This is a genomic window from Pseudochelatococcus contaminans, from assembly GCF_014195635.1.
In the GTDB taxonomy this organism is placed as follows: Bacteria; Pseudomonadota; Alphaproteobacteria; order Rhizobiales; family Beijerinckiaceae; genus Pseudochelatococcus; species Pseudochelatococcus contaminans.
In genome coordinates, this window is the sequence record NZ_JACICC010000001.1 from 426,750 (window position 1) to 440,006 (window position 13,257).

The window sequence follows — 13,257 nt, forward strand, 5'->3', positions numbered from 1 at the left end:
GTGCGAGACGAGTAGGGCAAGTTGCCGTCGAATATAGAATTCAGGGCGCTGCATGCCTTGCTCTGTAATCGTCGCGCAGCGAATCGATGGCGATGAGGCCATTGTTGCGGCGCGCGTGCCAGAAGCTCCAGCCGTTGCATGAGGGGTGCCCCTGCACCAGTGCGCCTACCTTGTGAATTGAACCCACAACAGGCCCCACGGTGAGGGTGCCATCGGCGCGGACGATGGCACGGTGTTTTTCGCGCGCATCGACGAGTTCCTCACCGGCGGCAATCATGCCGGCTTCCAGCAGCGACAGGAACGGAATACGCGGTTCCGTGCGGCGCGCCGGGGCGGCGGCCACGGCATCGGCATCCAGCGGAACGACGTTGTCGATTCGCTCCTGCGCGGCCTGCGCATAGACCGGGTCGCGCTCCAGCCCGATGAACCGCCGACCCAGCCGCTTGGCGACCGCGCCGGTGGTGCCGCTGCCGAAAAACGGATCGAGGATGATATCGCCGGGATTGGAGGCGGCCAGCAATGCGCGTGCGACCAGCGCCTCGGGCTTTTGCGTGGGGTGAACCTTGCGGCCCTGTGCGTCCTTCAGCCGTTCCTCGCCGGTGCACAGCGGGAAGTACCAGTCGGACCGCATCTGCGTGTCTTCGTTACCGGCCTTCAGCGCTTCATAATGGAAGGTATAGCCGCGTGCATCTGCCGAGCGGGAGGCCCAGATCAGCGTTTCATGCGCGTTGGTGAAGCGCCGCCCGCGGAAGTTCGGCATCGGGTTGGCCTTGCGCCAGACGATGTCGTTAAGAATCCAGAAACCCAGATCCTGCACGGCGCTGCCCACGCGGAAGATGTTGTGATACGACCCAATGACGAACAAGGTGGCCGTTTTCTTCATCACCCGGCGGCATTCGGCGAGCCACGCGCGGGTGAAGGCGTCGTACTCGGCGAAGCTGTCGAAACGGTCCCACTCGTCGTTGACCGCGTCGACGTGGCTGTTATCCGGCCGCGTGAGCGCGTTCTCCAACTGGAGGTTATAAGGAGGATCGGCGAATATCATATCGACGCTTTGCGACGGAAGCCGCCGCAGCGATTCGATGCAATCGCCGAGAACAATCTGATCGATGGGGAGCAGATGCTCCACCCGCACTGCGGGGGTCTGCCGACCGGTACGCGATACCTTGATCCGGGGCAGAACACCTGCAGCTGCGGTACGCGGGATACTCATGACGCCTACCCGTTACGCGACTGACAGGGTGACTATGAGCGTCAGGAGTAAAGAGGAAGTTGAAGCGCGACACGCTCTAAGCGTTTGCGGAGTCTGGGATTCCTTCCGGACTCGTCATTTCGGGCACCCTGCCGGGCCGTGCGGGCGCATAACCCTTGCGCAGCAACGGTTTTGTGCGCGTTATCAATTTGTTAGCCATAAATTATGGTTACCGGCCAGCGGGCTGTGAATAACCCGCCAATAGCGCTTTTCAGGGCTTGTAGGGGGCCATTCCCGCGCGCGCCAATGCGTCGACACGCTCGTTTTCCGGGTGGCCGGCGTGGCCTTTCACCCAATGCCAGTTAACATCGTGCCGGCTGGCCGCTTCATCGAGGCGGCGCCACAGATCATCGTTCTTCACCGGCTTGCGGTCGGCGGTCTTCCAGCCGCGCTGTTTCCAGTTGGCGAGCCACGACGTGATGCCGGAACGCACGTATTGCGAATCCGTATAAAGATCCACGGTGCATGGGCGCTTGAGCGCATCCAGCGCTGAAATCGCCGCCAGCAGCTCCATGCGGTTGTTGGTGGTCTGCTCCTCGCCGCCGGACAATTCCTTTTCAACGCCGCGGAACATCAGCAGCGCACCCCAGCCGCCGGGGCCGGGATTGCCCGAGCAGGCCCCGTCTGTGTAGATCGTTACCTTCTCACTCATCAGACCAGTCCGCTCATCAGGCGCGCCCGTAGTCGGCGGCGGTGGCGGCGTGGCGGTGGAAGCCCAGCTTGCGATCGTATTCCAGCGGATCAAGCGGCTTCACCAGCGCGCCGGGGGGCACGTTGAGCCAGTCCACCAGCCGGGTCAGCAGGAAGCGTAGCCCCGCGCCACGCGCCAGCACCGGCAGTGCCTCGACCTCCGCGGGGGTGAGGGGACGCACGGCTTCGTAAGCGCCGATCATCGCCCGGCCCTTGGTGATGTTGAAGGAGCCGTCGGTTTCAAAGCACCACGCGTTGAGGCAGATGGCGAGATCGTAAGCCAGCGCGTCGTTGCAGGCGAAATAGAAATCGATCAGCCCGGACAGCCTGTCCCCAAGGAAGAACACGTTGTTTGGGAACAGATCCGCATGAATGACGCCGGAGGGCAGATCGTGCGGCCATGCCTGTTCCAGCCTGGCGAAGTCATCGGCGATTCGCGAGGCGAGGCCGGGGCTGACGCTGTCTGCCCGCTCGCGCGATTGCTCGATGAGCGGCCGCCAGCCATCGAGAGACAGCGCATTGGCGCGGCGCAGTTCAAAATCGGCCCCCGCGGCATGGAATTGTGCCAGCGCCTTGCCCAACTCCGCGCAGTGGCCAACGCCGGGCCGGTTGACGGACATGCCGGAGAGGAACGTGACCATTGCGGCAGGGCGCCCTGCCAGCCGCTGCAATGTGTTGCCCTCCCGGTCATGCACGGGCTGCGGGCAGGTGATTCCGCGCGCTGACAGGTGTTCCATCAGACCGATGAAGAAGGGCAGATCAGCCTCGTTGACCCGCTTTTCGTACAGCGTGAGGATGAAGAAGGCGCGGTCCGTTTGCAGCAGGAAGTTGGAATTCTCGACACCCTCGGCGATGCCCTTGGCCGATTGCAGCCGCCCGATGTCATAGCGATCGACGAAAGCGGACAATTCCGCATCGGAAACATCGGTATAAACGGCCATGGTCCAATCTCACAGTTTCGGTGCGGCGGCGTGTAACGCCGGATATGTCTGCCGGATGCAGCGTCTCCGGCAGCTTCCAATGTCATGATTCAGATGAAATGCAAACCGCCATCGTCACCGCGCGGTTCTGCGAGGGGGTATTGGCCGAACAGCGCTTCGGCCAGTCTGTCACTTACTGGGTGTGCGGCGGGAAGCGGCGTGCCATCCAGCGCCGCCACGGGGCGGATGCCGAGGCTCGATGTCAGGAATATTTCGCTCGCCTGCCTGATGTCGTCGGCAGTCAGCGTCGCTTCGCGGCCTTCGATTTCCAGAACGCGGGCGCGGGTGATGCCGGGCAGCGCGCCATCGCCGGGGAGCGGGGTCAGCAATTCGCCATTGATCACGGCAAAAACGTTTCCTGCGGTGGCTTCGCTGATGCGCTCGCGCGTATCCAGCAGCAGCGCATCGTCCGCCCCCGTGCGCGCCGCCTCCTGCCGGGCGATGATGTTGTCAAGACAATTGATGCTCTTGATGCCGGCGACGGGCGAAAAAGCGTTCCGGCGCGTGCGGCTGGCAATGATGATTCGTGCCGGCGGCAATGGGCCGGCGGCGGGAAACGCGGTGATCAGCGTGGTGGCTTCGGATTTTTGTGGCGGCGCGATACCACGCGGGCCGCTGCCGCGCGTGATGGTGATTCGCAATGAACCGGCATCCAGGGCGTTGGCCGCGATGGTTTCCGCGATTGCCGCTGGCAGGTTCGCATCGTGGCGCAGGGCGATGACGCGCAGTCCATAGGTGAGGCGTGCCAGATGGCGCTCCAGCCATTGCGCTTCACCATTATATACGCGAATCGTCTCATAGATGCCGTCGCCGAGCAGGAAGCCGCGGTCGCAAACGGGAACCGCAGCCCCGGAAACGGGAATCAATTGGCCATTCAGCCAGCAGATCATGGTGATTCTCCCGCCACAGCCTGCAAGAGTGGCCGCATCTTCAACAGCGCCTCATCATATTCGGATGCCGGCACGGAATCGGCGACGATGCCGCCGCCGGCCTGCGCGATCAGTGTATCGTGGCGGCGCACGAGTGTACGAATGGCGATCGAGCTATCCATCGCTCCGTCAAACCCGATCCACACCACGGAGCCGAAACACACACCGCGCTGGTGTGTCTCCAGTTCGGCGATGATCTCCATCGCGCGGATTTTCGGCGCGCCGGTGATGGAGCCGCCTGGGAAACAGGCGCGCAGCACATCGACCGCATCGCGGCCCTGTTCAAGCTGTCCGGTGACGGCAGAAACCAGGTGGTGCACGGAAGCAAACGTCTCCACCTGCATCAGCGCCGGCGCGCGCACGCTGCCCAACTTGCAGATGCGGCCAAGATCGTTGCGCATCAGATCCACAATCATCAGATTTTCGGCGCGATCCTTGATGCTGGCGGCAAGCGTCGCTGCCAGATCCGTGTCGCGTACCGGATCGGGGTCTCGCCGGATGGTGCCTTTAATCGGGCGTGTATCGACGTTGCCGGAGGCATCGAGCGCCAGAAACCGCTCGGGCGAGGCGGATATCACGCTCATATCCGATCCGCAGGCAAGATAGGCGGCGAAGGGCGCGGGGCTGATGGACCGCAGCCGCCGGTAGAGCATGAAATCGTCGATGTCCGGCTGGCGGGCGGCAAGGCGGCGCTGGGTGATGTTGGCCTGAAAGATGTCGCCAGCGTGAATGTAGTCGATGACGCGCTGCACTGAAGCTTCTTCCTGCGCCCGTGTCCGCTCCGCGCGCCATTGGCCACGCGGTTGCCAGTCTATGGCGGGGAGGGGCGCGGCGGCGCGCAGCCGTTGCAGGATATGGGCCTCGCGCTCGCGGGCACAGCTCTCACGGATAGCCTCGTTGGCTTCGGGCTGGCCGGTGCTGATGAGGAAACTCGCTTGCCGGGCGTGGTCGAAAGCGATCACACAGTCGTAAAGGCCAATCACCATTTCCGGCACGCCATGGAGATCGTCGGCAAGCACAGGGAATCTATCCGCGTGGCGGCCCATTTCATAGGCCAGGTAACCGACCGCTCCACCGGCAAAAGGCACTGGCGCGTGCCCGGTGTCGATGCGGCTGGCGGTGAGTTGGTTTTGCAGCACAGCGAACGGATCGCCCGGCACCGGTTGGCCATCGATGCGCACGCCGTCCGCGTCCGCGGCGATCACACGATAGGGCTCGACTGCAATGTAGGAAAAGCGGCTACGCGAATCGCTGCCGCTTGCATGCGTCGACATGCCTGTGGCCGCGCTGTCGAGCAGCGCGGCCACAGGATCATTTGCGAAGGGGCGAAAAGCCTCCAGCGGGTCACGCCAGGGCAGGGGCGTTATCCGCAACGGATCAGTCCCAGCTCAGGGCGCCGCCGTTCTGGTACTCGATGACACGGGTCTCGAAGAAGTTCTTCTCCTTCTTGAGGTCCATGGCTTCGGACATCCACGGGAACGGGTTTTCGGCCGGACCGAACACCGGAGCCAGCCCAAGCTGGGCGCAGCGGCGGTTGGCGATGAAGTGCATGTACTGCTCGCACAACGCGGCATTGAGCCCCAGGAACCCGCGCGGCATGGTATCGCGCCCATAAGCGGCTTCCAGCTCAGCGGCTTCCGCCAGCATGATGCGCACTTCCTTCTGGAAGGCGTCGGTCCAGATATGCGGATTTTCCGCCCTGATCTGGTTGATGACGTCGATGCCGAAGTTGAGGTGGATCGATTCGTCGCGCAGGATGTACTGATACTGCTCGGCAATGCCGACCATCTTGTTGCGACGGCCCAGCGACAGGATCTGCGCGAAGCCGGTGTAGAACCACATGCCCTCGAACACGACATAGAATGCGATAAGATCGCGCACGAACGCCTGATCCTTCTCCGGCGTGCCGGTGGTGAAGGACGGATCGTCGAGGTGCTGGGTGTACTTCAGCGCCCACGCCGCCTTGTCGGTGATGGACGGCACCTCGCGGTACATGTTGAACAGCTCGCCCTCATCGAGGCCAAGGCTTTCCACGATGTACTGGAAGGTATGCGTATGCACCGCCTCCTCGAATGCCTGACGCAGCAGATACTGCCGGCATTCCGGGTTGGTCAGGTGGCGATAGATCGCCAGCACGATGTTGTTGGCCACAAGGCTCTCGGACGCCGCGAAGAAGCCCAGATTGCGCTTGATCGCGTGACGCTCGTCAGCCGTGAGGCCGTTTGGCGCCTTCCACAGCGCGATGTCGGCCTGCATCGAGACTTCGGTCGGCATCCAGTGGTTGTTACAACCGGCGAGGTACTTCTCCCACGCCCAGTGATACTTGAGCGGCAGGAGCTGGTTGACGTCCGCACGGCAGTTGATCATCGCCTTGTCGTCAACCGTAACGCGCCCGGCGTTGCGGTCGATTTCACCCAGGCCAGTCGCCTCAACAGCCAGATTCTCAGCGCCGGCAGCGTCCAGTCCGGCGGCAACGGCAGCTTCCGCCTTTTTCTTGGCAACGACTTCGGGGTCGGACCAGTCGAGCATGTTCTTGTTCCTTCTTGATCGGCGGTTACTGGCAGGCTTCGCACTCGGGATCGTCAATCGAGCAAGCCTTGCCGGCCGTGATGCTGTCCAGACGGATGTCGTCGGCGCGGGCTGGCGCCACAACCTGAGCCACGGGTATCGGCGCTGCCTGAGACTGCACTACTTGAGACTGCGCCACCGGAGACTGCGCCACCGGAGACGGCGCGGCCGCAGCAGCTGACTGCGTCACCGACACGGCATTGAGCTTACCATCGGTACCCTTGAGCGTCGACTTTTCCACGTGGGTCGCGGAGGTGGATCGCAGGTAGTAGGTGGTCTTCAGCCCCTTTCGCCATGCCAGCCGGTAAAGCTCGTCCAGCTTCTTGCCCGACGGATTGGCGATGTAGAGGTTGAGCGACTGCGCCTGATCGATCCACTTCTGGCGCCGCGAGGCGGCCTCGATCAACCACGACGAGTCGATCTCGAACGCAGTGGCGTAAAGCGCCTTCAGATCCTCCGGCACGCGGTCGATCTGGCCGAGCGAGCCGTCGAAGTACTTCAGATCCGACACCATCACCTCGTCCCACAGGCCGCGCGCCTTCAGATCGCGCACGAGCTGGGCGTTCACCACGGTAAAATCGCCCGACATGTTCGATTTCACGTACAGGTTCTGGTAAGCGGGCTCGATGGACTGGGCCACGCCGCAGATGTTGGAAATCGTGGCGGTGGGCGCAATCGCCATGGTGTTGGAGTTGCGCAGGCCGACCGTCTTCACCTGCTCGCGCAGGCCATCCCAGTCCAGCGTCGAGGAGCGGTCCATGTCGAGCGTGCCGCCACGGGCATCATCGAGGATCTGGATCGAGTCGAGCGGCAGGATGCCCTTCGACCACAGCGACCCTTCGAACGATGCATAGCGACCGCGCTCGGCGGCAAGATCCGAGGAAGCCTTGATCGCGTGGAAGCTGATCGCCTCCATGCTCTCGTCCGCAAAACGAACCGCCTCATCGCTCTCATAAGGAATGCGCAACGCCTGCAGCGCATCCTGGAAGCCCATCAGGCCAAGGCCGACCGGGCGATGGCGCAGGTTGGAATAGCGTGCCTCCGGGATGGTGTAGAAGTTGATGTCGATCACGTTGTCGAGCATGCGCATGGCGGTCTTGATGGTGCGCGCCAGATGCTCATGGTCGAGGCCGTTGTCCCCGATGTGGTTCAGCAGGTTGACCGAGCCGAGGTTACACACGGCCACTTCCTTGTCGGAGGTGTTGAGCGTGATCTCCGTGCACAGGTTCGACGAATGCACCACGCCCGCGTGCTGCTGCGGCGAGCGCAGGTTGCACGGGTCCTTGAACGTTACCCACGGGTGCCCAGTCTCGAACAGCATGGTCAGCATCTTGCGCCACAGGTCCAGCGCCCGAACGCTGCGGAACACCGCGATCTCGCCGGCAGCTGCCTTGGCCTCATACTTCTCGTAAGCTGCTTTGAAAGCAGGGCCGAAGAGATCGTGCAGATCCGGCGTCTCGTTGGGTGAGAACAGCGTCCACTGGCCGTCTTCCGCCACGCGCTCCATGAACAGGTCGGGAATCCAGTTCGACGTGTTCATGTCGTGGGTGCGGCGGCGATCATCGCCGGTGTTCTTGCGCAGGTCGAGGAATTCCTCGATGTCGACGTGCCACGTTTCCAGATAGGCGCAGACTGCGCCCTTGCGCTTGCCGCCCTGGTTGACGGCGATGGCGGTGTCATTCGCCACCTTCAGGAACGGCACGACACCCTGCGACTGGCCATTGGTGCCCTTGATGTGCGCACCGAGGCCACGCACCTGCGTCCAGTCATTGCCGAGGCCGCCGGAGTACTTGGCCAGCAGGGCGTTATCCTTGATGGCCTTGAAAATGCCGTCGAGGTCGTCCGACACCGTGGTCAGGAAGCACGACGAGAGCTGCGGCCGCAGGGTGCCGGAGTTGAACAGCGTCGGCGTCGAGGCCATGAAGTCGAACGAGGACAGCAGGTTGTAGAACTCGATGGCCTTGTCTTCACGGTCGATCTCACGCAGGGCCAGCCCCATGGCGACGCGCATGAAGAACGCCTGCGGCAGCTCGAAACGCGTGCCGTGATCGTGCAGGAAGTAACGGTCATAAAGCGTCTGCAGGCCCAGGAACTGGAACTGGCGGTCGCGCTCCGACTTCAGCGCCGCGCCAAGCCGATCAAGGTCAAAGCGGCCAAGCTCAGGGTCAATCAGCTCCGCCGCGATGCCCTTGGCGATGAAGCCGGGGAAGTAGGCTGCATAATGATCCCGCGTCGCGGCTTCGGAAGCCTCGCGCGCGTTGCCCAATACGTAGGTCAGCGCTTCCCGGCGCAGCTTGTCGAGCAGCAGGCGGGCGCTGACATAGGCATAGTTCGGCTCGGTCTCCACCAGCGTGCGCGCGGCCATGATCTGGGCCAGCGACAGCTCGTCCGAGGAAATGCCGTCATAAAGGTTGCGCCGCGTCTCGCTGAGGATGGCTTCCGCCGAGGTGCCGTCGAGGCCGCTGCATGCATCGGCGATGACACGGGCCAGACGCGCCTCGTCGAGCGGTGACAGGCTGCCGTCGCTGCCGCGCACGTTAAGCGTCACGACCGGCGTGCCGGCCAGCTTCGCCTTTTCGGCGCGCTCGCGGGCGCGTTCCTCGCGGTAAAGCACGTAGGCGCGCGCCACCTTATGATGGCCGCCACGCATCAGCGCCAGTTCCACCTGGTCCTGAACGTCTTCAATATGAAGAGCGCGTTCGCCATCAACCCGGCGCGTCAGCGCGCCGACCACCTGCTCGGTCAGCTCCTGCACGATCTCGTGCACGCGGCGCGAGGCCGCTGCCTGCGTCCCCTCGACGGCGAGGAACGCCTTGGTCACGGCAACCGAAATCTTGGACGAATCGAACGGAGACAGCGATCCGTTGCGGCGGATAACGGAAAACGCCAGCGCACCGGCAGCCGCAGGCTGGGCCGCGCGTGCCGCGCCGGAGGAAGCCGCGCCAGCGAGCGGTGAAGTGGCGGGGTGATCGGGAGACAGAGACATCGGCCAGTTCCTGCTAGGTAATTTCAAATCAGGGTTTCAATCGGACAGATGGATTCGCAGCAGGCGGACGCGTTCAGCCATCACCCAACGCGGAGGCCCACGCTGCGCGCGGTCCATTCATCGCCCCGGTTTCAAGCCCCACACGCGCCACGGTCAGACGCCGCTACGCAAAACCCATGCATAAGTTTGAGCACGCACATAAAACCGGCCTGCATGAATTCCCCGGGAGAGACGCAATGTTCCGGGAAAAGACGGGCAGGCAAAAACAAAAATCCGATACCCATGCGGAACGGGGATCGGTTCGCCGTGGCCGAACGACCCGGCCTCAAAAATGCGCGCTACCAATCATCCGGCGCGCGCCGAATCACAGACAGATGACCCCGGAACCGAAACGTGAGGCTTTTCAGCGACGTTTCCTGCATTGCCCCGTGTCCCGCTCTGCGACCCTATCGACACTAGATATAGTGGATAAAGCCTCACGGTACGTCAAGTTGTAGTATGATGCGGGTCGCCGTTATCCCCTGCCGAGCGGGGCCCTGTGGAAGACGGCCAATGCAAAAAGGCGCGAAGTGACAGCCTCTGGAACCTGTTGCCCCTATTGGCTGTTCAGCCTGAAGCGAACGTTTTCGCGGCTGCATCCGCGGGGCGAATTGCGGCTCCTCTGGATTCCGGATATTGGCAGCGTTTCCAGATTCCACGGTATCTGTTGGATATCACGATAGCGGGTTGGGAGTCAGCGACGATGCGGAGAAAGGGGCATGAGCCTGTGAATAGCGGGAGTCCTGAGGGAAACAACCTGATGATACAGGCAGGTGTGGGTCGGCAAGTGGGTCCACAAGCGCGTGGGCATGGCATGGGACGGCCGATTTGGCGGTACGCCATCCCGGCGATGGCAGCCATCTGCGCTCTCGCGTTCCAGTTCTATCCAGGGGCCGGTTCAGCTGCTTCCGCAGCGAAGGGAGACGGGATCTGCCGCGATGTCGTGTTTGCCGGCGTGCAGCATGTCGTGTGTGAGATATCGCCCTTGCAGCAGCAGCACGGTCTACGGATCGACCTGCACTGGAAGGATGGCGAAACTGCTTTCGGCTCGCTCGGTGCGGTGGAGCGTCATCTGACGCAGCAGGGAAGGACGCCGCTGCTCACGATGAATGCGGGCATGTACGAAGCCGATCTCTCCCCGGTCGGACTGTTCATTGCCGGCGGGCGGACGCTGCATCCGCTCAATACCCGCTCTGGAAGCGGCAACTTCTATATGAAACCCAATGGCGTTTTCTTCATCAGCGGCCGCAAGGCGGGCATCATGGAAACGCGCGCCTTCGCCCGGTCCGGCCGCAAGACCGATCTCGCCACCCAATCCGGGCCGCTGCTGGTGATGGGAGGCAAAATTCATCCCCGTTTTCAGGCTGACGGTGATTCCCGGAAAATCCGCAACGGTGTCGGTGTCCGCAAAGATGGAACGGTCGTGTTCGCCATCTCCCGCCAAGGCATCAGCTTCGGTCAGTTCGCGCGTTTGTTCCTCTATACGTTGCACTGCCCGGATGCGCTTTATCTGGATGGATCCGTGTCACAGCTATCGCAGAATGGCGCAGCCGCGCGCGAGGGTTTGGGGCAGGCCGAAACGATCCTGCGAAAACCGCTCGGGCCAATCCTCAGCGTATCCATCAAGTAAAAATCCCGCCTGTCACCCCGATAACGGACTGTCTCATAGATGACGGAGCTGTGCTCCGAATATGAATTTTCTGTCGTAATCGGCCCACTGCCATTTAGTTTCGTTTGGGCCTTTTTGCCGAAACAGCTTCCTGAGCAGGCATTGAACGGGATATGCACACCTTTTTCTGCAAGAGTCGCAATGAGAACGATTAGCTTGTGCACCGTTTTCTAACATTGTAGCCAGCAAAAATAAGAAATATTCGCCAAAGATTTGCGTCTATAAGCTGACAAAATGAAAGCGCCGTTTGCCAGGAAAATATAATTATCCGTTAAAACCGGCAGGGACATGAACAGATTGACTAAAGAAATAATCATGTGGAAAACAAAAAAATTCATTAAAAAATATATTTTCCTAGTAAAAATAAATTTTTTCTCTTAAAATCATCTGTTAATTGGTTATAAAATACAAATTTATTACTAATCATAAATATATTGATTAAAAAATTATTATCAGTTATGTGTTTATGCATAATAATACTTCATTGTTATTTCGCCAACAATATTTTATCGTGGTTTGGGTGCTGGTATGTACGTTGTTGTTGACGAGCGGGAAATGGTGACGGACGGCTATGTTGCCGGCTTTGGCCGGGAAGGTCTTCCTTCTCTTGGCTTTAACGGCATCGACTTTAGAGAGTGGCTGACGACAACTTCCGATACTGATCTTGGGTGTATTCAAGGCTTTCTTCTCGGGGACTTCGATGAGCGTACGTCCTGCGCCGATATGATCAAGATTCATTGCCGCGCACCAATTATTGCTTTGAACGAAACACGTTCTCTGGAACAAACATTGCAGCTTTTTACGAGTGGTATTGATGACGTTGTTCGCAAGCCAGTGCATGTTCGGGAAATTCTGGCCCGTGTCGATGCAATCTGGCGACGCATCAACGTTCGAATTGAGGCTGAAGCTGTTCCTCAGAGGGGTATTCAGGTCTTTTTTGATGGCCGGGACCCGGAAATAGACGGCGAGAAATTTGTTTTACCTCGCCGGGAGCGTCATATTCTTGAATATCTCGTTCGCAATAAAGGGCGGCGGGTCAGCAAGGCTCAGATATTTAACGCGATTTATGGAATTTTTAATGAGAATGTTGAAGAGAATGTTGTCGAAGGTCATATGAGTAAATTACGTAAAAAATTACGTGCCCATCTTGGCAGAGATCCTATAGAAGCCAAGAGGTACCTCGGATATACTTACGTTGGTTAATGTCTATAAAATTGGATAGTATCGGAAGCTGCTAAGCTGGTATGGCCGCAGAATGGAAATTTTCTTCCATTCTGCGGCCGCATCGCGTTGTGTTTTCAAAACAGCATCGCACAATATACCTGCGGCCCGATTATCACTGAATGCGCGAGCCCTGCTCTGCAAGAGCATTGCTCATGTGCAGCATATGCATTCTTGGCTATATCCAGATAGCATTCAGAATAAGCAGCCGCAAAGAAGTAGTATTATCAGAAAATCGAAGGATTTTTTCTGGCGTCTTCTCGCATCAATAGAAGTGGTGCCGCTTAGGTGACTCGAACACCTGACCCCATCATTACGAATGATGTGCTCTACCAACTGAGCTAAAGCGGCTAAGCTGACCAGAAAACGAACAGCAAGCTGAATCGCACCGCGACCGACCGTTTCCTTCGCTGCATGTGCTTTTACCGTTCTTGCCGGAGAGGTCAAGCGGGAAATGAGATTTTCACAGCTATAACACGTCATCGGCTATGACAGTCAGCGAGGGTGCACAATTTCTCGTGGTCGATGGGGCGATACGGGGTGCTGGGGGTGCCGCTGCAAATCCCGGTTGGCGATTCAATTTAGTCGAGGTGAGACGCTCGACGAGAATCAGCGCGGATGGTGTTTGTTGCGATGGAGAGGGGCGGTGCGATCCGTGCGATGTGCATATTTCCGGTGCATCGCTGCCTTTCGAGAGGGTTATTCTGGCGTCATTTCTGGCTTATGCCTTCAAAGCGCTGGACATTTGCGTCATTTACGCGTGAAAGGCTTGCCAAGTGCGCTGCGTAAAATTACGCTGGCACATCGACTTTGGCTAGATGCCTGGGCCGTAGCCTGAGTTATGCCGGGCAGCTGTTCAGCAAAGCTCCAAGATTCGACTAACCGGGTGGGCGCGAGCGCTTCACCCAACGTATATGTTTTTG

At 60.0% G+C, this 13,257-nt stretch carries 9 protein-coding genes and 1 tRNA gene; 2 read left to right on the forward strand and 8 right to left on the reverse strand.

Annotated elements, in window-relative coordinates; genetic code table 11:
* Positions 1-40: 40 nt before the first annotated feature.
* From FHS81_RS01790 to FHS81_RS01820, 7 genes are all read right to left on the reverse strand, one after another.
* A complete protein-coding gene (locus FHS81_RS01790; protein ID WP_183750310.1) occupies positions 41-1,213 on the reverse strand; it encodes a site-specific DNA-methyltransferase in 1,173 nt (390 codons plus the stop codon).
* A gap of 250 nt (positions 1,214-1,463) precedes the next feature.
* Positions 1,464-1,904, reverse strand: coding sequence for a ribonuclease HI (gene rnhA, locus FHS81_RS01795; protein WP_183750311.1), 441 nt, complete (start codon positions 1,902-1,904; stop codon positions 1,464-1,466).
* A 16-nt stretch (positions 1,905-1,920) separates the two neighbouring features.
* Positions 1,921-2,883, reverse strand: coding sequence for a homoserine kinase (locus FHS81_RS01800; RefSeq protein ID WP_183750312.1), 963 nt, complete (start codon positions 2,881-2,883; stop codon positions 1,921-1,923).
* An 89-nt stretch (positions 2,884-2,972) separates the two neighbouring features.
* Positions 2,973-3,812: an aminotransferase class IV gene (locus FHS81_RS01805; RefSeq protein WP_183750313.1), complete on the reverse strand. Its 840-nt coding sequence runs from the start codon at positions 3,810-3,812 to the stop codon at positions 2,973-2,975.
* A complete protein-coding gene (gene pabB / locus FHS81_RS01810) occupies positions 3,809-5,224 on the reverse strand; it encodes an aminodeoxychorismate synthase component I (protein WP_183750314.1) in 1,416 nt (471 codons plus the stop codon). Before pabB ends, FHS81_RS01805 begins: the two co-directional genes overlap by 4 nt.
* A 4-nt stretch (positions 5,225-5,228) precedes the next feature.
* Positions 5,229-6,380, reverse strand: a complete 1,152-nt coding sequence (locus tag FHS81_RS01815) for a ribonucleotide-diphosphate reductase subunit beta (protein ID WP_183750315.1) — start codon at positions 6,378-6,380, stop codon at positions 5,229-5,231.
* Positions 6,381-6,405: 25 nt separating this feature from the next.
* Complete coding sequence (locus FHS81_RS01820; RefSeq protein WP_183750316.1) at positions 6,406-9,405, reverse strand: ribonucleoside-diphosphate reductase subunit alpha; 3,000 nt, start codon at positions 9,403-9,405, stop codon at positions 6,406-6,408.
* Positions 9,406-10,294: 889 nt separating this feature from the next.
* Between FHS81_RS01820 and FHS81_RS01825 the strand changes: the two genes are divergently transcribed.
* The gene (locus tag FHS81_RS01825) at positions 10,295-11,074 is read left to right on the forward strand and encodes a phosphodiester glycosidase family protein (RefSeq protein ID WP_183750749.1); all 780 of its coding nucleotides are present in this window, start codon (positions 10,295-10,297) and stop codon (positions 11,072-11,074) included.
* 567 nt (positions 11,075-11,641) lie between these two features.
* Positions 11,642-12,316 carry a response regulator transcription factor gene (locus tag FHS81_RS01830; protein WP_183750317.1) on the forward strand — a complete coding sequence of 225 codons (675 nt, stop codon included), beginning with the start codon at positions 11,642-11,644 and terminating at the stop codon, positions 12,314-12,316.
* A gap of 293 nt (positions 12,317-12,609) precedes the next feature.
* Here the strand turns inward: FHS81_RS01830 and FHS81_RS01835 are convergent.
* Positions 12,610-12,685: transfer RNA gene (locus tag FHS81_RS01835), tRNA-Thr, on the reverse strand.
* Positions 12,686-13,257: the final 572 nt, after the last annotated feature.

Bases quoted from the DNA above. Each gene is read 5' to 3' on its own strand.
- FHS81_RS01805 (WP_183750313.1), bottom strand. From the start codon at position 3,812: ATGATCTGCTGGCTGAATGGCCAATTGATTCCCGTTTCCGGGGCTGCG.
- FHS81_RS01800 (WP_183750312.1), bottom strand. From the start codon at position 2,883: ATGGCCGTTTATACCGATGTTTCCGATGCGGAATTGTCCGCTTTCGTC.
- FHS81_RS01790 (WP_183750310.1), bottom strand. From the start codon at position 1,213: ATGAGTATCCCGCGTACCGCAGCTGCAGGTGTTCTGCCCCGGATCAAG.
- rnhA (WP_183750311.1), bottom strand. From the start codon at position 1,904: ATGAGTGAGAAGGTAACGATCTACACAGACGGGGCCTGCTCGGGCAAT.
- FHS81_RS01830 (WP_183750317.1), top strand. From the start codon at position 11,642: ATGTACGTTGTTGTTGACGAGCGGGAAATGGTGACGGACGGCTATGTT.
- FHS81_RS01815 (WP_183750315.1), bottom strand. From the start codon at position 6,380: ATGCTCGACTGGTCCGACCCCGAAGTCGTTGCCAAGAAAAAGGCGGAA.
- FHS81_RS01825 (WP_183750749.1), top strand. From the start codon at position 10,295: ATGGCAGCCATCTGCGCTCTCGCGTTCCAGTTCTATCCAGGGGCCGGT.
- FHS81_RS01820 (WP_183750316.1), bottom strand. From the start codon at position 9,405: ATGTCTCTGTCTCCCGATCACCCCGCCACTTCACCGCTCGCTGGCGCG.